At 44.6% G+C, this 19,940-nt stretch carries 17 protein-coding genes; 5 read left to right on the top strand and 12 right to left on the bottom strand.

Annotated features, from left to right (window positions below; genetic code table 11):
* The first annotated feature begins 49 nt into the window (after window positions 1-49).
* Window positions 50-1,282, top strand: a complete 1,233-nt coding sequence (locus tag K1Y79_RS12525) for an NADP-dependent isocitrate dehydrogenase (RefSeq protein WP_220250369.1) — start codon at window positions 50-52, stop codon at window positions 1,280-1,282.
* A 285-nt stretch (window positions 1,283-1,567) separates the two neighbouring features.
* On the opposite strand, the gene K1Y79_RS12530 is transcribed toward K1Y79_RS12525, so the two are convergent.
* The 7 genes from K1Y79_RS12530 to K1Y79_RS12560 all read right to left on the bottom strand — a co-directional run bounded on the left by K1Y79_RS12530 (window position 1,568) and on the right by K1Y79_RS12560 (window position 8,795).
* Window positions 1,568-3,256, bottom strand: coding sequence for a L,D-transpeptidase family protein (locus tag K1Y79_RS12530; RefSeq protein ID WP_220250370.1), 1,689 nt, complete (start codon window positions 3,254-3,256; stop codon window positions 1,568-1,570).
* 227 nt (window positions 3,257-3,483) lie between these two features.
* Entirely contained in the window at window positions 3,484-4,344 is an 861-nt protein-coding gene (locus K1Y79_RS12535) for a transporter (protein WP_220250371.1), read from the bottom strand.
* Between the two features lie 34 nt (window positions 4,345-4,378).
* The gene (locus tag K1Y79_RS12540) at window positions 4,379-4,924 is read right to left on the bottom strand and encodes a heavy-metal-associated domain-containing protein (protein ID WP_220250372.1); all 546 of its coding nucleotides are present in this window, start codon (window positions 4,922-4,924) and stop codon (window positions 4,379-4,381) included.
* Between the two features lie 84 nt (window positions 4,925-5,008).
* A complete protein-coding gene (locus K1Y79_RS12545; protein ID WP_220250373.1) occupies window positions 5,009-5,407 on the bottom strand; it encodes an HYC_CC_PP family protein in 399 nt (132 codons plus the stop codon).
* Window positions 5,408-5,447: 40 nt separating this feature from the next.
* Window positions 5,448-5,660, bottom strand: coding sequence for a hypothetical protein (locus K1Y79_RS12550; protein ID WP_220250374.1), 213 nt, complete (start codon window positions 5,658-5,660; stop codon window positions 5,448-5,450).
* A gap of 175 nt (window positions 5,661-5,835) precedes the next feature.
* Entirely contained in the window at window positions 5,836-7,803 is a 1,968-nt protein-coding gene (locus K1Y79_RS12555) for a putative porin (RefSeq protein WP_220250376.1), read from the bottom strand.
* Between the two features lie 170 nt (window positions 7,804-7,973).
* The gene (locus K1Y79_RS12560; RefSeq protein WP_220250378.1) at window positions 7,974-8,795 is read right to left on the bottom strand and encodes a purine-nucleoside phosphorylase; all 822 of its coding nucleotides are present in this window, start codon (window positions 8,793-8,795) and stop codon (window positions 7,974-7,976) included.
* A gap of 109 nt (window positions 8,796-8,904) precedes the next feature.
* On the opposite strand from K1Y79_RS12560, the gene sucC reads away from it, so the two are divergent.
* Together sucC and K1Y79_RS12570 are read left to right on the top strand one after the other, a co-directional pair.
* The gene (gene sucC / locus K1Y79_RS12565) at window positions 8,905-10,119 is read left to right on the top strand and encodes an ADP-forming succinate--CoA ligase subunit beta (RefSeq protein ID WP_220250380.1); all 1,215 of its coding nucleotides are present in this window, start codon (window positions 8,905-8,907) and stop codon (window positions 10,117-10,119) included.
* A gap of 609 nt (window positions 10,120-10,728) precedes the next feature.
* A complete protein-coding gene (locus K1Y79_RS12570) occupies window positions 10,729-11,745 on the top strand; it encodes a DUF4407 domain-containing protein (protein WP_220250381.1) in 1,017 nt (338 codons plus the stop codon).
* A gap of 57 nt (window positions 11,746-11,802) precedes the next feature.
* Here the strand turns inward: K1Y79_RS12570 and K1Y79_RS12575 are convergent, their stop codons facing one another.
* From K1Y79_RS12575 to K1Y79_RS12595, 5 genes are all read right to left on the bottom strand, one after another.
* Window positions 11,803-12,423, bottom strand: coding sequence for a SprT-like domain-containing protein (locus tag K1Y79_RS12575; RefSeq protein WP_220250382.1), 621 nt, complete (start codon window positions 12,421-12,423; stop codon window positions 11,803-11,805).
* 7 nt (window positions 12,424-12,430) lie between these two features.
* Window positions 12,431-12,718 carry a hypothetical protein gene (locus K1Y79_RS12580; RefSeq protein ID WP_220250383.1) on the bottom strand — a complete coding sequence of 96 codons (288 nt, stop codon included), beginning with the start codon at window positions 12,716-12,718 and terminating at the stop codon, window positions 12,431-12,433.
* Window positions 12,719-12,809: 91 nt separating this feature from the next.
* Window positions 12,810-13,052 carry an AtpZ/AtpI family protein gene (locus tag K1Y79_RS29535; RefSeq protein ID WP_220250384.1) on the bottom strand — a complete coding sequence of 81 codons (243 nt, stop codon included), beginning with the start codon at window positions 13,050-13,052 and terminating at the stop codon, window positions 12,810-12,812.
* The gene (locus K1Y79_RS12590) at window positions 13,003-13,461 is read right to left on the bottom strand and encodes a bactofilin family protein (protein ID WP_220250385.1); all 459 of its coding nucleotides are present in this window, start codon (window positions 13,459-13,461) and stop codon (window positions 13,003-13,005) included. The genes K1Y79_RS29535 and K1Y79_RS12590 overlap by 50 nt, the downstream gene beginning before the upstream one ends.
* Before the next feature lie 192 nt (window positions 13,462-13,653).
* The gene (locus K1Y79_RS12595; RefSeq protein WP_220250386.1) at window positions 13,654-14,058 is read right to left on the bottom strand and encodes a hypothetical protein; all 405 of its coding nucleotides are present in this window, start codon (window positions 14,056-14,058) and stop codon (window positions 13,654-13,656) included.
* Window positions 14,059-14,423: 365 nt separating this feature from the next.
* On the opposite strand from K1Y79_RS12595, the gene porW reads away from it, so the two are divergent.
* Both porW and K1Y79_RS12605 read left to right on the top strand, forming a co-directional pair.
* The gene (porW, locus tag K1Y79_RS12600; protein ID WP_220250387.1) at window positions 14,424-17,342 is read left to right on the top strand and encodes a type IX secretion system periplasmic lipoprotein PorW/SprE; all 2,919 of its coding nucleotides are present in this window, start codon (window positions 14,424-14,426) and stop codon (window positions 17,340-17,342) included.
* Window positions 17,343-17,548: 206 nt separating this feature from the next.
* Window positions 17,549-19,930 (top strand): transglycosylase domain-containing protein, encoded by a 2,382-nt coding sequence (locus K1Y79_RS12605; RefSeq protein WP_220250388.1) that lies wholly within the window; start codon window positions 17,549-17,551, stop codon window positions 19,928-19,930.
* Window positions 19,931-19,940 lie beyond the last annotated feature (10 nt).

Genomic DNA, 19,940 nt, shown 5'->3' on the forward strand with positions numbered 1-19,940 from the left:
TCACGATTATCACATGAACAATCGTATCTAATTAAAAATCAAAGTCGAAATGGCAGAAAAAATTAAAGTTGCCAATCCGGTGGTAGAACTGGATGGTGATGAAATGACGCGAATCATCTGGAAATTCATTAAAGATAAACTGATCCTTCCTTACCTGGACGTTGATATCAAATACTTTGACCTTGGCATGGAACACCGTGACGCTACAAACGATCAGGTGACTATCGATGCGGCAAATGCTATCAAAGAAGTCGGCGTAGGTATCAAATGTGCTACCATCACCCCTGATGAAGAGCGCGTGAAGGAGTTCAAGTTGAAACAGATGTGGAAATCTCCAAATGGTACTATCCGTAATATCCTGGACGGTACCGTATTCCGCGAGCCAATCGTCACCCAGAATGTACCACGCCTGGTACCTAACTGGACTGCTCCTATCTGTATCGGCCGTCACGCATTTGGCGACCAGTACCGTGCTACTGACTTCGTAACAAAAGGTAAAGGTAAACTGACCATCAAGTTCGAAGGCGAAAACGGAGAAGTAATTGAACATGAAGTATTCAACTTCAAAGGCGATGGCGTTGCACTGGCCATGTACAACACTGACGAGTCTATCAAAGGCTTCGCACGTGCATGTTTCAACCAGGCGCTGATGAAAAAATGGCCGCTGTACCTGAGTACTAAAAACACCATCCTGAAAAAGTATGATGGTCGTTTTAAAGATATCTTCGAGGAAATCTATCAGAACGAGTTCAAAGCTGAGTTTCAGAAAAACGGCCTGACCTATGAGCACCGTCTGATCGATGACATGGTTGCCAGCGCACTGAAATGGAATGGTAACTTTGTATGGGCTTGTAAAAACTACGATGGCGACGTACAGTCTGATACTGTAGCACAAGGTTTTGGCTCACTCGGTCTGATGACATCTACCCTGATCACACCTGATGGTTCTGTAATGGAAGCTGAAGCTGCTCACGGTACTGTAACCCGTCACTACCGCGATCACCAGGCTGGTAAACCAACATCTACCAACCCGATTGCATCTATCTTTGCATGGACCCGTGGTCTGGAGTTCCGTGGTCGCCTGGATAAAAACCAGGAACTGATCGACTTCTGTCATGCACTGGAAGCAGTATGCGTTGAAACCGTAGAAAGCGGCAAAATGACAAAAGATCTTGCCGTTTGTATACATGGTAATAAAGTTGAGCACGGAAAACATTATCTTTACACCGAAGAGTTCCTTCAGGAACTGGATAATGCTTTGAAAGCGAAGCTGAAAAAGTAAGTACACGTATTTAATACTGATATGAACAAAAGGGTCTTGCGTATGCAGGACCCTTTTTTATTAGCACACAGGTGCCATATATTGTCCATCAGCCAGTCGCCTGATAAGGTGTTATTGTCAGCAAACCAGTTATCGTTTTAGCCGTCAGTCTTTGAATGATGTATACCACCAGCAGGAAATAAACGAAAGGGCTGACCAGATAAAACTGGTCAGCCCTTTAAGTATTTTATATGATAACACAGCCGCTTTCTGAGATATGTAAAAGCACCCATTGTATACAACACGTTAGTTCCTGCTTGCTACATCATGGTTTTTCCTTCCCATCTGCTTTAGCAATACCTTGTCTTCTCCGTAAATATCTTCATGCCACACCATTTGTCCGTCCCTGCTTTCTGCGGTGAAGTATCTGAAGTAAATAGGCACAGCGCGTTGAATATCGATCTGCCGCTTTTCTCCATTTGCCAGCCATTTACGCATACTATCTCTGGGGTGGCGGGTATCATCTTTTGTCAGATACATGGAGAGGCTATCCCATTGCTGTACACGTACGCAACCATGACTGAGAGCGCGGTAAGAGTTATTAAACAATCCTCTGCTATTGGTATCATGCAGGTATACGGCGAATTTATTCATGAAGTTGAACTTCATAATACCTAATGAATTTTCTATACCATCCATCTGGCGGAGTACATAAGGGAAATAGTTCTTGGTTAGCTTATTCCAGTCTACGCTATTCGGATCAATCGCTTCACCTTTACTGTTGATAACCTCTAAGTTCTTCCTGTGCAGATAACCAATGTCTTTCTTGATAGCGGGCAACATCTCTTTAGTAGCAATGCTATAAGGTACTCTCCAATAAGGATACATCACAAAGTTGGTCATACGTGAGTTAAGCAGTGGCGTACGCGTACGGGGTGCGCCTACGATCACCCGGGAAGCCACAACCACCATTCCGCTGTCCCACAATTCCATACGGTAGCCTGGCACATTAACCATGATATAACGTTGTGGTAGGGAATCGGGCAATTTACGCCAGCGATCCATATTAACAGCTATCTGTGATTCCCAGTCAGTAAATGACTTATTAAGCGCCTGAATCGTCTTCTTACCAGCCTGCCCGTCTTCATACATATTAAATTCTTTCTGGAAAGCTTTGATACCTGGCCTGAGTAAAGAGGTATCAGTACTGTGACCGCCGGAGGTATCCACATGCCCGCTCTGTACCAGCCTGTTAATGAGCAGCTGGCGGAAAGCAGGTGTATCTGTATAGGATGCCGGCAGTGAGTCCCATTGCATACCACTATACTTACCTTTGAAATTAGCCCAGGCAGATTTAAGCAGCTGATAGCCCTGGTACTGAGGCTCTTGTCCTCTTAGCGTAGCGCCGATGATATGCTGGTGTAACGCAGCAGTAAGATAATTGGCCAGTAAGGTATCTGAATAGGTAGAGTCTTTACGCAGGGTAATACTATCCCGCGGACCAGTACCAAAACGCAGGTGAGTAGCCATCTTCATGAAAGCGTCTGTCATCAGCAGATCTACCTGCGCCCATAGCGTTGCATCTTTTTTAGCAGTAGCATCTTCCTGAATACGTTTCATAGCACGTTGCAGCGCCACACTGTGATAGTCTGCAGGACGCAGGCCTGCTTCGTCAGCATGCATAACGTATGAAAACAGCGAGTCGCCCTGTGTATCCAGTACACCACCAGACGACCATACAGGACTGTTATTCGTCTGCTGATAGAAGTAATTGAGCGCTGCTGTGCTGAGCACAGGTACACTATCTTCCATTACATCCTGGTTATCTGCAATAAACTCAAGACGTTCAACAATATTTTCCGGTATTACTTCACTTAACTGGCGTACATCCCCTACAATTTCCCTTTCCCGGAGCACCCGCTTTCTGTTGCAGGCAAACAATGATAATAATACAATTACGATTAGTAGATTGTCCCTTAGAAACCTATACTTCATTGGCGTCAAAACAATGTTTAAAGATAGACATTTGCTGTACAAATACTGGAAATATATTGTTTAACGTTAGCAATTGCCACGCCAGATTCAGGCATAAAAAAGGGCAGGCTAAATGCCCGCCCCTGGAAGAGCAACAACTTTACTAATAGATTGGAATAGTTATTTACAACAATCCTTCTTCATTAACAGTGATTGGATAAACCGCAGCACTGCTATCGCTATCTTCTTCATTTTTTCTTTGTTGAAATATTGAAAATATTGTGCTCGAACCGTAATGTAAAGGTATTAAATACATTGCGAGACATACCACCAAATAATTGTGTACGGTAAGAAAAATCCAGACGAGTCGCGCTATTGAAGATAAACTGAATAGCGGGAGCCACGTCCATATAGTGATTCCGGCTTACAGCGTCTGTATTTGCCTTACCCAGCAATTCTATATAAAGGTTCAGATTTGTCTGCTCATAACTACGATAACTGCGCGGCAAAAGCAGGTACCCCGCAGAAAGACTATAGTTTACCGCATTGGCAGACATGTATGCCGGCAGCTTATCTTTAGTGTTATTCATAAACCGGTTATAACCCAGTGTTGCAGAAACAGCCAGTTTGTGTAACAGCTGTGTAGCAATGATACCACCCGACACACCGGATGCCCCACCTTCCAGGTCTAATTCCCGGTTATCAAATGGTTTAGTGGCCTGCTCCCGCATAGCAGGAACAAACGGATTATCAATAACAGATCCTTTCACATAAGCCGCCATACGGAAATGTGAATGCAGATCATCTGAAGAAAGAAAACGGTATTTAGCGTAGATGCTTCCCCCTTCAAAACGCAGAGAGGGCTGCATCTGGTTAGAAGCAAGACCGGTGACATGCACCATCAGCTTCTTGGAAATGCCCCACATCAGTTCCGGTTCGATACGCATACCGGTCACTCCCTCATGTTCCATTTTAAAGAACCGGTTAGTAACACGGAAACCTAATGACCGGGCGGGCATATTACTGGCGGGCTCTGTAGACACATATAGCTCCTGCGCATGTACACATACAGGCAAAAGCAGGACTATAAAGCATAAGAATCTCTTCATTTACTGGTATTGCAGGAAATCATTCCCGGGTGGATCAGATAGAAACGTGATAGATGCGTTCAGGCGCTTTTCCCTCCATGTTGCAGCAGCTGGCCATTACGCCGGTCTGGTAGCAGGACATAGTGGTCTGTGTACTGAACTTCTTAAATTGCTTTGCAGATACAAAGTCTTTATCTATCACAGTTAACTGCTGATCACCAGACAATACCTGTTGTTTGGCATTGATGAAATGAAAGGTAGCGCCTTCATATTTAATGTGCGCGTCCTTTTCTACAGCTATTTTATCAAAAGAAGCGGTTATTGTAAGTTTAGCTACTGAGAAACCGGCATCTTCTACCTTCGCCTTAATCTCATCAATATTCACCTGAGCATCAGGCTTGAATGAAAGCAGGAAAGTAGTGTTGTTAAGATCTGTGTCGATCTTATCTACAAATGGAAGTGTTTTGAGCGCTTCAAGTGTTGCTCTTGAGCACATTGCACAGGTAAGACCGGCAGCCTGTAAAGACGCCTTTTTAATTTGTGCATAAGAAGATGTGTGCAGGCCTATGGCCAGGAATATGATAGCAAGCAATGACTTCATGATCTGATATTTTGTAATCGAATGAAAAAATAACCATGGCTGCTATAAGCATAGCAGCCAGATACTTCGGAAACGATGTACACATCAGATCAGGTAAGTGCAGTACTGAATATACAGGGGTACGGGTTTACAGTCATCGGGAGGACCGTGACTGTAAGGAACGATGAACTGTGTACTGCTGATAGCAGGTACCGGTAATATAGTTACCGGTAAACTAAGATCTTTAACAGCTGGTTCACTGCTTTGCTGTACTTTGGCTAGTTGGTGGGAGGAAACGTCTGCTTTACAGAATTTGGCCTCTTCCTTACAGCATTTCCCTTTTTTCTTCTTTTCGGGTTTGCTGCATTTATTACATACGTCATCAGCATGAGAGATCAGATTCAGGGATGCCAGCTTACCCATACAGTAATGCGCGTTCACCGTGAAGCCACTGGTGAGCGTGATATACAGGAAAGCTAGTAATATGGTAATGAGTCTCTTCATGAATAACGGATGCAAAAATAGCAATTTACTGCCAGATTTGCTATTTCCCTGCGCTCTCTTCGATTTTATCAGCCAGACCCAGTAACAATGACATACTTGCTACTTTATTAGATTCTGCTCTGATATGACCGTCCAGATCATGTTCAAAAATAACATCCTGCCCGTGTACTTTCACCAGAAAGCGTGGAGAATGACCGTTTAATGGTTTAACCATATACCTGTCTGCGTTATAAACAACTGTAAAGGCCTTCATATAAAATTGATTTATACAAACATAAACAAACAGTACGCCAGAAGGTTGCAGTCAAAAACAAATCTATCTGCCTAAGTAATAGTAAAACGGTTTACCAATGCAGAATATAAAACAATGATTTCAAACACTTTACAGTGTCATCAGGTGGCAGCCTCAGGGCTTTGTTATCAGATGGTTAATTAATAAACCACCAGCGTAAACCCAGTCTGAACGTGAAGTTGTTGTATGGATAAGCGGGTCCGGCGAAGTTATTTGTAGCAAAGAAAGTATTGAGATTTTCACCACGTATAAACGCACTCAAAGACTTTATACGAAAGTGTACAAAAGCCGCAAGATCAGGCGCATAATATTTCACCCGTTGGGTAGTCTGATACACAAATTGACCAACTACCGGAGAATAATCATCTGCGTAATATGACGTATTATATTTTCCCTCAATACCTGCAACAAGGTTCAGATTATTGAATATTTTGTTCTCGTAGGTCAGCCTGTGCCTGGTCCAGATAGTCGGTACATTAATCCTTCCATCGCCGTGAACCTGCTGAAATGCAAAGTCAGCGTACCAATTGTAATGTCGATACCTGAAGTGCTTGCTGAAGATCACCTGCAAGAGGTTGAACAACGCAGGTGCCTGCGCACTCGTATAATAATTCTGGAAATACGTGTAATTCTCCATCAGGTAATAGTTGACCGTCAGGTTATATTTCAGTTTTTTATTATTAGCAGCGAACTGTAACTGTGTGATATTCTCCTTTCCCAGCGTACTATTGTACCAGCTGTCGTAGGAGCTGCTGAAATATTTATATATATAAGAGGCTTCGCGGTTGGTATTACTGAAAAAGAGGTGCACATTACCTAATGTTTCATTCAGATAACGGCTTAACATACCGCTTACATTATAGTCGCCAGTGTTTTGTCCGGCGAAGTAGAACTCACCTTTTGCTGACAGGTCCCACTTCTGGTTACGTGTCTTATTCCGGTATTCTCCATGCAAAGCAAGATTGCTGAAGCTGATATTAGCATCCAGGAAAGTACCTCTGATGCTTTCAAACCTGGCTCCGGCACTCAGGAAGTGGCCCTGGTTACCACGGATAGGAAACTGGATCAGTGATACATCATTTGAGATATTACGCCATTCATGTTTCGCCCGAACAGTATCTCCACTGAAGGCCCAACGGTATTTGTTAGCATAATAAAATGTATCTGGTTGCCCATCAAGATATTCCAACCCGTTATTATCCATTTTAAAGGTATACTGTACACGAAATACGGGATCAAACTTATAATAGTCTGTTGTGTCATTAACGTGAATCGTATCTCCTTTACCCCAGTCATATTGCTGTACCAGCATGAAGCCGGACTGCTTATTGGTGTTCTTTACCGGCATGGTGGTACTGAATAGTCCTGAAGTAGTAGCAGTATAGTTACCCAGATTTACGTCAACCGTCTTTCGCTGGCTATAATCCGGATTGTCCAGCACAGAATCAGCTACCCGTAATCCACCGTTTTCGCCATTGATAAATTTATTAAAGAAGTAGCTCAGATAGGCATTATATCGCTTATCCCTGCTGTTGTACCTACCAGTGATACGATATATATCATGGTTGGTGGCCTGTGAGCGGAAGAAGCCTGGCGCATATTTTTTATTATACTCAAATCCGAAGTTAAAGCGGTCAGTACGGTTCTGTGTATGCAGCACTCCGATCTGCTGTTCCTGCTGACTACCAATCATATACTGCAGTTCAGAGTACGGTTTGGTTGTCGTATATATCCGGGCATTCTGATGATTGAAACCATATACGTCGAACGTATGGTAGCCGGCATCAAAGCCTGGTTTCATGAATGGCGTGAACAGGAGGTTCCTGGCAGGCGAACCGTTATTGCCCAGGAAGGCATAACTGGCGGGTATACGCAGGAAAGAGGCGGTGAAGTCGGCGACAGAGGAGTCCAGTTTATAATCTGTAGGTTCTCCCAGCAGCCGGTAGCTGATAGTGATAGTATCCGGTTCATGTGCATGCGAGCCGGTATCCCGTTGCATGGTAGAACCGCCGCCACCGCCCATGTTACCGAAACGCTGCCCGATCTGTGCGTGCGCGCACTGTACACCTATCAGCAAACAACATATTAAAATAAATGACCTCATCCTATGATATAATTTCCTGCTTGGAGCTTCTTTAATTGACTGGTATTGATAAAAATTCTATGATATGACCGGACATACCGGTGCTGAAAACCCATAATTCAGACGGACATTCTCAGCCATTCCCCTAGAATAAAATCCTACGGGCAGGGCTGCAAGCTAATACAAGCTGGTTATATAACCTTCACCAGCTCCCTGAAAATAAGCGTTAATTTTGGTTCCGCTGCGTTTGCCGCTTCGAGTACTTCTTCATGAGTAATGACATTCTCCTCTTCGCGGATGCCGATATCAGTAATCACACTCATGGCAAACACTTTCAGACCGCTATGGATAGCCACAATCACTTCAGGAACAGTACTCATGCCTACGGCGTCGCCGCCGATGATGTGCATGTACTTGTACTCAGCCCTTGTCTCAAACGTTGGCCCCTGTACACCTACATAAACGCCGGTATGTACCGGAATACTATTCGCAGCAGCAATTTCTTTAGCTTTCTCAATCAATGCTTTAGAGTATGGTTCACTCATATCCGGGAAACGGGGACCCAGCGTATTGATATTAGGGCCGCGCAGCGGATGTTCGGGTTGCAGATTAATATGATCGTTGATGATCATCAGATCTCCGACATTAAAAGCCTTGTTCATTCCACCGGCTGCATTGGAAACCAGTAAGGTATGTACTCCCAATGCTTTCATCACTCTTACTGGGAAGGTTACCTGCTGCATGGTCAGTCCTTCATAATAATGGAACCTGCCGGCCATTGCCACTACAGGGCGACCGTTCAGTTTACCCAATATGAGACGGCCTTTATGCCCTTCTACGGAAGAAGAGGGGAAGTGCGGGATCTGCTCATAGGGAATCTCGGTGCTGTCAGTAATATCACTGGCCAGGTTGCCCAATCCACTACCTAAAATAATACCCACTTCCGGGGTGCCAGACCATGAATTACGGATGTATTCCGCCGCAGCAGCTATTTGTTGTAAGAGATCACTCATTATATTAATGTCTTTAAAACAGGTTGCGCAAAGTTATTTTTAATTCACAAAACACTACGGTTTTATATTTAAATCATAATGACCTATTTTAGCGGCAAATTTTTATCAGATGAACTTACATGAATACCAGGCTAAAGAACTGTTGAAGAAATATAACGTACCGGTACAGGAAGGGATTCCGGTAGATACCCCTGAAGCGGCGGCAGAAGCTTATAAGCAACTTAAAGTACAACATGGTAATGAGTTTGCTGTCGTAAAGGCGCAGATACATGCCGGTGGACGTGGTAAAGGTACCATCCGTGGTAAAGAACAGAGAGGCGTGGCTGTAGGTAAGAATGCCGAAGATGTGAAAACCATTGCCGGAAATATCCTGGGCGGTGTACTGGTAACCATCCAGACCGGAGAAGCAGGTAAATTAGTTAACAAGGTGCTGGTAGCACAGGATGTGTACTACCCTGGCCCTAACCCAATAAAAGAATTTTATCTTTCTATCCTCCTGGATCGTGCAAAAGGTCAGAACGTGATCATGTACTCTACAGAAGGTGGTATGGATATCGAAGAAGTAGCGCATAACACTCCTGAGAAAATCTTCAAAGAGTGGGTACAGCCAAATACTACCCTCCAGGCATTCCAGGCCAGAAAGATTGCTTTCAACTTCGGTCTGAGCGGTGAGGCTTTCAAGAACATGGTGAAATTCGTGACCAACCTGTACAACGCGTACGTAGGTCTGGATGCAAGCATGCTGGAAATCAACCCACTGTTCAAAACCAGCGATGAGAAGATCATTGCAGTTGACTGTAAACTGAACCTGGACGATAACGCACTGATGCGTCATGCTGATCTGGAAGCACTGCGTGATATCTCTGAAGAAGATCCAACAGAAGTAGAAGCAGGTAAATTCAACCTGAACTATGTGAAACTGGACGGTAACGTAGGTTGTATGGTTAACGGTGCTGGTCTGGCAATGGCTACTATGGATATGATCAAGCTGAGTGGCGGTGAGCCGGCTAACTTCCTGGACGTAGGAGGTACTGCAAACGCACAGACTGTAGAAGCTGGTTTCCGCATCATCCTGAAAGATCCAAAAGTGAAGGCTATCCTGATCAACATCTTCGGTGGTATCGTACGTTGCGACCGTGTTGCACAGGGTGTAATCGATGCTTATAAATCAATCGGTAACATCACTGTACCTATCATCGTTCGTCTGCAGGGTACAAATGCTGAAGAAGCAAAGAAGCTGATCGAAGAAAGCGGTCTGACCGTACAGTCAGCTATCCTGTTGAGCGAAGCTGCTGCGCTGGTTAACAAAGCAGTGACTGCTTAATATTATATTGTAGTGATTGACTAAAAATAGAAAATGAAACCCCGGATAATGTCCGGGGTTTTGTTTTTATATCATCTTGGAGGTCGCTAGTACTACGCTAGTACTACCCTTGGTATACCTTATTGATATCCCGTTTGTGTTATTATCATTCCCTGGCTTCCCCCTACCTGTACAACAAGTATCTACTATCCATCTCCTTCTCCAAGGCTGGGTTTACTTTGATTCCACTTTACTCATACAGGAAGTGCATCCTATCTACATCCTTCTGCAACTACTATTTTGCCCTTATTCCTCCTGGCTTACCTGGCATGCTCGTCCTTTCTACTTCCAGATAATCCTGCTGGTAGACTTAACTTACTCTCCTATTCCTCTATAGCTCCGCCCGGCAACAAACCTGCTTCGTCACTAACAGGATAATATAGATATGTAGTCAACTACACATGTCGATTTTTCAACCTGCCATTTTCCATCACATATTCACCGGTTTTGATCACATTCCCATGTGGAAGCGGTCAAAAAATCGTACCTTCATTATCCATCCTTCACTATATACCTGCCATCCGCAGGGTGAGATTTTATTATATATACCAAATCGTACAATTAATTAACATGAAGCGCTTCCGCGACTTTTTCCTGTTTTGTTCAGGAGTGCACGTGCCTATGCTGAAAAGGGCCCCATCAGAAACAAATAAGTATGGCGGCATTGGCGCAACAATCTTTTTTACCGGTTTGCTGGCAGCTTTCTCCGGCGGATATGCTTTATGGACCGTATTCAGTTCTCCCTGGGGTGCCATCGCCTTTGGTATTGTATGGGGGCTGATGATCTTCAACCTGGACAGATATATTGTATCAGGCATGAAGAAACGTAATAAGGCAATGCAGGAATTTGGTATGGCCTTACCCCGGCTGATTCTCGCCGTATTCATTGCCGTGGTGATATCCAAACCATTGGAATTGAAGGTATTTGAGAAAGAAATCAACCAGGAACTGATCGTCATGGAGCAGCAGGTATTCAAAACCCAGGAAGACCGGGTACAGGACCGTTTTCAGCAGCAGGTTGTTACACTGAATACTGAAATTGGCTTATTGAATGAGGGTATCCGTCAGCAGGCGGCCAAACATGACACCCTGAAGATCATAGCGCAGCAAGAAGCAGATGGTACAGGCGGCTCCCGCAGGCAAAACCTCGGCCCCATTTACAAAGCAAAAAAGGCAGATGCAGACAGTGCGGGAGCTTTATTGCAAAGGATTACTGTGCAGAATGGTGCCCTGATTGCCCAGAAGCGCCAGCAGCTGGCAGCCATCGACTCTACCAGGAAGGCAACTGTCGGTTCGCTGGACCGCAGTCGTATAGACGGACTGGCGTCCCGGCTGGATGCGTTAGGTCACCTGACAGAACGTAGTGAACATGTGCGCTGGGCTAACTGGTTCATTATGTTGTTGTTTGTGACTATTGAGACAGCGCCTGTTTTTGTAAAACTGATTTCTCCGCGCGGCCCTTATGACGACCTGCTCGAAGCACATGAACATGCGTATATCATTTTCCGGAAGGAACAGATAGAGAAAAGGGAAAGGGAGTACAATAAGCGTATGATGATTGGGCAAACAGCGGGAGTAAATGCTTAATACAGTGATTTTATGACATAAAAGGGACTTGCAGCTTTTGGGATGCAGGTCCTTTTTTTAGGCAGCCACTACTTCGACTTCGTATACGGGACTGAATAGGTACATGCGTTTAGTGGCTACTTCTTCGCAGCGGTAGCGCTTACGGATACGTTCTCCTTTACGGAAAACGCGGCCATCTTTGGTACGGAATAACTGATGAAGGGGTAACTGTTCTACCAGGAAATGATTATCCTTTTTGCGGTCATACCTTTTAAGAACACGCATCAGTTCATCGTCTGCACAGGAACTGGCTGCAGGATTGCGGATACTTTGGCGGAGTGCGCCTTCAACATCGGCGGGCAGATACCCTTTACCGACAAACTCTTTCAGGATGTTTGAGAAATGCTGCTTCCATTCCTTCCCGTGTGATGCAACGGTGTTAGCGTATTGCATATAGGTGGTAAGGTGAGAAATTTCGTGAAGTAGCGTTACTAAAAAGGCATAACGATTCAGGTTCCCGTTGATACTGATGCGATGCCCTCCCTTGCGGTCGGGATGCCTGTAGTCACCCAGGATGCTATGCCGTTCACGTGTTACGGTCAGATGGACCTTGTACTGGTTAAGGTAGGCCATGACCTGCTCGAAAGTTCCCTCTGGCAGATATGCAGCTAATGCATGTAAAGGAGCCTCCTGCTTCACGGATGTCTTAGTTTTTTCTTCTTGTAATTTTTTGCAGACTAACGTTTTCCACTACCGAGTAAACGGCGTAGAAGAACATCAGTATGAAGATAGTAATTTTGCTTGTATGCGGCCTGTTCGCTACGGCATATATGGTAATGCCGGCCAGGCAAAACATCATTCTGCTGATCATGGAACCGTATACACGGAGAAGGAAAACGCTGTTATTTTCAGACTGTATTCCCTTGCGGCTCATGTTATAGGTGATAGCGGAGATGGAAGCTAAAGCCAGGTTGCCGATTAGAAGCGCCGTCATGTGTGCTCCATTACCTAACAACCAGGCTTTTAATAATAATAATGCGCCATTCAATAATATGAAAAGGCCAATAACTCTAAAGTAAAACCTGTCACTCATTCCTGCTGGTATCTTTGATAATTTGCCGCAAAATTACAGCTAAAGCTATTAAAGACAAAATGATCAGAAAGAAAGGGAACGACCATCCTGTCCGCTGGTCAATTTTATAACCTGCGAATACAGCTATGCCTAATGTGGCCATCATCTGAAATGCCAAGCCTGTATAGCGGAAAATCAACCTGTTATCAGGCTTTTTCTTCGACTTTTTCTTTGGCTGGAACGACTGGTTTTGCATGTTTATCTTTGTGATTTGCGTTTGCAGCAGCTACCTCTTCGGGTTCCATGAAGCAACGACCATTGAATTTTGCAGTTGGCTCCATCTCAAAGTGTGCAGTGTACAGATCACCTTTTACAAGTGCATTCCCTTTCAGGAACAGCAGATCTTCCACTTTAACAATACCAGTTACTTTACCCAGGATGTCAGCACTCTGACATACCAGATCACCGATAATCTCCCCTTCAGGACCTACCACAATTTTAGCTTTTGTTGATACCAGGCCATTCACCTGACCGTCAATGCGAATATCACCTTCGCATACAATATCTCCCTGAATGGAAGTTCCACTGCCAATAATGTTAACGTTTGAAGACGGCATTATCGATTTGCTTTCGCTTCTGGCATTACGATTGTTGTTGCTAAACATAGGATACTAGGTTTTTCAGCTTTTAGTGTGATGTAAGATAGTATTATTTATTAACATATTATTCCCTATTGACAATCACTTCATTTAAGAAGTTATTCACATTCTCCCAATAACGACGTCTGGCCCCCTTTGCGTATCTTACCTTGACATATATTTTGTCGCGCGATATTTTGTGCCCCTGACCTTAATTAGTTAGTATGTACTATTGTCTACTTTTGGAACTTTAATGGTAGTTGTGTCGAGTTTGGTTGCAGAGAAGTCTCCGCTGATAACCTGCTTGATATTATCCAGGTATTTATCACGGGCATTAATAGCTGATTCCAGTGAATCGGTACGCATCTTCAGCCGGATAAATTCTCTACGCTGCTTCAGGTCGCCATATCCCGGAATATAATAACGCAATGGCGTGAATACTACAGTTGCGACAGTGATGGTTACCAGCAACACAAACAAAGTACTCAAAGCAATGTACACGCTCATCCTTGATAATTTGAATGATGTTACCTCTTCATAAGTATCGTCATTCATAATTACCAGGCGGTACCTGTTACCGATCCGCCCCACATTTCTGCCCTTTTTATCACGCTTATTAGCCATACTCGCTATGAAACTTGAATAATTTTTCTGATTATCAACCGGCTAAAGTTAAACATTTATATTATTTCGTATTTAAAAAATTGGATAGGACTCATTTTTAATCCACCAGGACACTTTGATAGCCTCAAAAAAATTATGCTATCTTTAAAAAATAATTTCCTGACATATAAGTTATATAGGTAGGCCTATACACCCTGGCATCCATGAATTATCACAGATCAGTTCTCAAATTTCTATCATATACCTGTTTAGCAAGTCTGTTGTTGTGCTGTATCGGAATCAACAGCTTAAGCGCCCAGCGACGGGATACCACGGTTACGAGGAACCAGTCCAGAAATAATAACAGCAGGCCCCCTCAAAGGACCATGCAGAAGCCGCTTGTTCCCAAAGTGGCGCAGCCTAAACCAGAAAACAGGCGTCCGCCCGCTGAACTGCTGGCCGAACGCCGATGGACTATCAAACGGAAGCTGGTGCAGAACATGCTGGCCAGATATAACTATTTGTTTAATGCCCGCAAGAAATTGCGTCTCATTACCCATAACGTGAGCCGCCAGGGTCAGGATAACTATAACTACCTCCTTCCCTTCTATCCTTACAGTTTACAAAATCTCGGCCTCAGCGCAGGTGACCTTGACACGGTGATCGAAAAAGCGTCTATCAATATTCAGATACATGATCCACGCAGTAAATGGATCGATGACAGTTACCTGGTTATCGGACAAGCATACTTCTACCAGGGTGAATGGGATAAAGCTAACCGGACCTTCCTGTTTATCAATACCACCTATGCTCCGAAGAAAAAATCAGACTATAAAGCTGTAGTGGGCTCTACCGCTAAAGATCAGCTATCTATTGCCTCCCGTGAAAAGCGTAAGCCACCGTTCGGATATTTCAAGCATACCTATGCCCGTAACGATGCATTTGTGTGGAGAGCCAAGACCCTGCTTGAAATGAAAGAATTTGACGAGGCCCGTTCCATGATGAACATCCTGGAACAGGATCCTTACTTCCCGAAAAGGCTGGCAGGCGACATGGCAGAAATCAGGGCTTATGCCCTGTATAAACAGGAGCGTTTTGCTGAAGTGATCAACCCGTTGCAGACAGCTGTAAAAAGCAGGCGTAACCGGGATGAACGCGCCCGCATGTACTATATCCTGGGCCAGTTATATACGAATTACAGCCGTCCTGACTCTGCCGTAATGATGTTTCATAAGGTGATCAAGCAAAAGCCTGATCCGATCATGGATTTCCAGGCACGTATGCAGATAGCGAAACTGGATGCTACCCGGGAGGGTGGTTCACTGGACGAAAGCCTGGCCCGACTCAAACGTATGGTGCGGAAGGAAAAATACATGGAGTTCCGCGATGCGATCTATTACACCATGGCTAACCTGGTACTGCCCAAAGATGCTGACCTGGCCCTGGAATACCTGCGCCAGTCCCTCAAGGTAGAGAGCAGCAATACTATGCAGAAAGCACTGTCTTTCAAGGGTATTGCAGATATTTATTATGGACAGCGCCGTTATCGCCTGGCCAGAAACTTTTATGATAGCACCGCTACGGTAATGCCGCCTGAGTTTACTGATTCAGCGATAGTTAACAAACGTAAGCGCGTATTGAATGATGTAGCCATCCGTGTAGAAGCGATCCAGCGGGAAGATAGTCTCCAGCGTATTGCCGCTATGCCGGAATCTGACAGGATGATATTCCTTGAGAAAATGGCAGGTCAGATGCGCAGAGAAGCAGAAGAGAAAGCTAAAAAAGAAAGAGAAGACGCAGAAAGAGGTATTGATCCCCAGCTGGCCAACAACCCGCTGGCTAACAATATGATCAATAATAACAGTCCGGCCACCCCTAACAAGGATGACCAGGGCGAATGGTATTTTTACAATAGCGCCAGCAAGGCTACTGGTTACTCAGAATTTAAGAAACGCTGGGGGAACAGGCCGTTAGCCGATAACTGGCGTAGGACCCAGGGAGCAGCCATTTCAGCTAATCAGGCACTGCAGCCTGAAGACGAAAACGGTAATCCGATCGGCGGCGAAGCAAATAAAGTTTCGGGAGATAGTGCCAGCGCCCGCTCACTGGCAGCAGGCTTGCCACTAACACCGGATGATCTCCTGAAATCCAATGTGATTGTAGAAGACGCCTATTATGATCTTGGTAAACTATATAATGACCAGCTGGATAACACAGAACTGGCTATCGAAACTTATGATACGCTGCTGAACAGATATCCCCAGCATCCACATAAGACGGAAGTAGTGTATTCCTTATACATATGGCATACTAAACTGGGACATACAGCACTTGCGGCGAAGTATAAACAGAACGTAGTGATGCAGTATGGCGATTCAAAATTTGCAAATATTATCAAATATGGCGCGCTGCAGGACATTAACGAAGGGAAAAAGAAGGAGATATCCACATCATATGACTCAGTATACGTGAATTTCCAACGAGGAAACTATGCAGCAGCCTACGATATGAAGAAAGCAGCAGATTCCGCCTATGGGCTGAACTTCATGCAGCCTAAATTTGACCTGTTGGAAGCGATGATCATCATGCGGATGGATACCTGCGAATATGGCCGTCAGGCAGTGGTGAACGTCATCAACAAATATAAACAGGAAGATGCGGTACAGGAGAAAGCCAAATCTTTGCTGGAAGCGCTGGATAACAGGGCCGCACTGGTAGTATACTTGTCCAGACTGGAGATTGAAAAGAAGAATGACAATAATACAGCGGTAGACGAGAATATCTCCATCCGCTATCCATGGCAGAAACCCGAGCCTAAATTTGAGTCGGAGAAGATACAGACAGCTAAAGCTGATTCGGTTAAAGTGGCGACTGCCAACGCCGGATTGAAAGTAGCGCCATTACCAGCTCCGATCAAACCTGTGACCATATATAAGCTGAAAGCCGATAATCCACATTTCGTAGTAATGTACTTCCTGCGTACCAATAAAGCGGCTATTGAAGAAGCCCTGACACAGTTCACGCGGTACAATGCAGAAAAGCATGGATCAGAGAACATCCAGGTGGCCAACTTTGTGCTTACTCAGCAGGATGTGATGCTGATTTTCAGGCTGTTCCCTAATGAGGATAAGGCACTGGACTACTATGATGAAGTCAGGTATGACGCGGAAAAGATTGCACCGCGCATTCGTCCGTCCGATTATACCATGTTTATCATTTCCAGGGATAACTTTATCCAGATGAACAGTACGAAGGATGTGGAGGGCTACCGGAAATTCTTTAACGACAACTACGTTACACAATAAGGGACAATAAGATAGAAAACAACCTAATTCATTCAGTGTATTAAATCAACCTTTTAACAATTATTGGGGGGTATCAACCCGAATTTTTTAATAGTTTTGCCCGCTATTACAAGCTATTGCGTATTAAGGCCCGTAAATTGCTATAACAGGGTTAGATGCCATCCCTGTGCAATGCTGGCCGGGCAAATCAAATATTTAAAGCAAGTATGAAAAAATCCGTTAAAATATTGTGGATCACAGTTTTGTCAGTAACTGGGATATTCCTTTTACTGATCTTACTGGTCAATTTCCGCATTATCGGCAACATGCCATCCATGGAGACCCTGGAAAACCCAAGGGCTGCTCTTGCCGCTGAGGTAATCGCCGAAGATGGAACCATCCTCGGTAAATATTATCAGGTAGACAGGTCCAGTTCTGACTACAACGAAATTTCCAAAAACGTCATTAACGCCCTGATTGCTACAGAAGACGTGCGCTTCTACGAGCATTCTGGTATCGACCCTTATGCGACTATCGCCATTCCTTTTTACCTGGCTATAGGTAAGAAGAGGGGTTCGAGTACAATTACCCAGCAGCTGGCACTGAACCTGCAAGCAGATAATACAGGAACTACCCGTGCCAGTAACAAGCTGGTAAGGGCCTTCCAGAAAATGCAGGAATGGCTGATTGCGGTAAGGCTGGAACGCAACTTTACCAAAGAAGAGATTATCACCCTTTATTTAAATACTGTTCCTTTTGGTGACAACGTATATGGTATTGAAAATGGTGCACGCACCTTCTTCAGTAAAGATGCAGGTCACCTGTCTATTGAGGAAGCTGCTACACTGGTAGCTATGCTGAAAGGGACCTCTATCTACAATCCCCGCCGTAACCCGGTAGGTGCATTGAACCGCCGGAATACGGTGATTGAACTGATGGAGAAAAATGGCTTTATCACCAAACCTGAAGAAACAGCAGCGAAAAGTAAACCTATTGTATTACGCTACAATAAGATAGATCATAATAAAGGCCTGGCACCTTACTTCAGAGAAGTACTGCGTGATGAACTGAAGGTGTGGTGTAAAGAACATAAAAAAGCTGACGGTACTGAGTATAACCTCTACCGCGACGGTCTGAAGATCTATACAACGATCAACCCGCGTATGCAGTTGTATGCAGAAGAAGCTGTTGACCACCACCTGAAAGACCTGCAAAAGATATTTGCTACACAGTCTAATATCAAGTCAGGTAGCGTATGGAAAAACTGGCAGAGTTATGTTGACCGTTATATGAAAGAATCTGAGCGTTACAGAAACATGAAAGAGGCTAACGCATCAGATGACGAGATCAAAAAAGCATTCAATACGCCTACCAGGATGAAAGTATTTGCCTGGAAGAGCTATACCGAACCTGATATGAACGAACTGGATACTGTCATGACGCCGATAGATTCTATCAAGTACATGCGAGCGATCCTGCAGGCAGGCTTTATGGCTATGGACCCGGAGAGTGGCGAGATCAAAGCCTGGGTGGGCGGACCAGACTTCCGTTATTTTAAAAATGACCACGTTGCCAAGACGCGTAGACAGGTAGGTTCTACATTCAAACCATTCCTGTATACCTTCGCCATTATGAATGGTATGTCTCCTAGCACCATGCTGCCGAACGAGCCTGTATCATTCCCTAAATATAACTGGACACTGAGCCGCAACTCTGAAGGTAGTGTAGGCGGTAACATCAGCATGGCTGGTGCACTGGCCAAATCATTAAACCTGGTATCTGCTTACCTGATCAAACAATTAGGTCCGCAGGCAGTGGCTGATTTTGCTAAAAACAAGATTGGCTTCAGTGCAGAGATTCCTCCTTATCCATCCATTTCCCTGGGTACACCAGAGATCTCTCTGTATGAGATGCTGCAGGCATATACCATGTTCCCAGCACGCGGTATTATCACAAAACCAATTTACATTACCCGTATAGAGGACAGGAATGGAAACATTCTGCAGACATTCGCTCCTGAAAAACGTGAAGTAATCAGTGAAAACGAGTCTTATACGATGGTGAAAATGATGCAGGGAGTAACTGCACCAGGTGGTACTTCTGCCCGTCTCCGTTCCCGTTATGGCATCCAGAGTGAGGTAGCAGGTAAAACAGGTACTACGAATGATAACACAGATGGCTGGTTCCTGGGCTTCACGCCGCAGTTACTGGCAGGTGCCTGGGTAGGTTGTGAAAACAACTTCCTGCACTTCAATTCTACCGCAACCGGTCAGGGTGCTAATACCGGCCTGCCGATCTGGGCGTACTTCTTCCAGAAGGTATACGCTGACAAAACGCTAAAGATAGATGACAAGGCTACTTTCGCTATTCCACAGTCTGTTAATAGTGAGTTCTATCAGCGATTTGACGAGAATGTAAATCCTGGAGCGGAAGCAGCTGACCAGGGTAATGGAGAAGCCAGCGAGTATATAGATGTTTATGAAAGCGAGCCAAAAGCTGACAAGGAAGCAAGGGAAAGAGAGCGGGAGAAACAGGCAGAAGCTAATAAGGAGAAGCCTATTCCTTCTACCATGCCTAAAGCTACTTATCCGCAGAAACCGCAACCATAAGTATTATAGA

The sequence above is a fragment of the Chitinophaga rhizophila genome, from assembly GCF_019492185.1.
Lineage (GTDB): Bacteria > Bacteroidota > Bacteroidia > Chitinophagales > Chitinophagaceae > Chitinophaga > Chitinophaga rhizophila.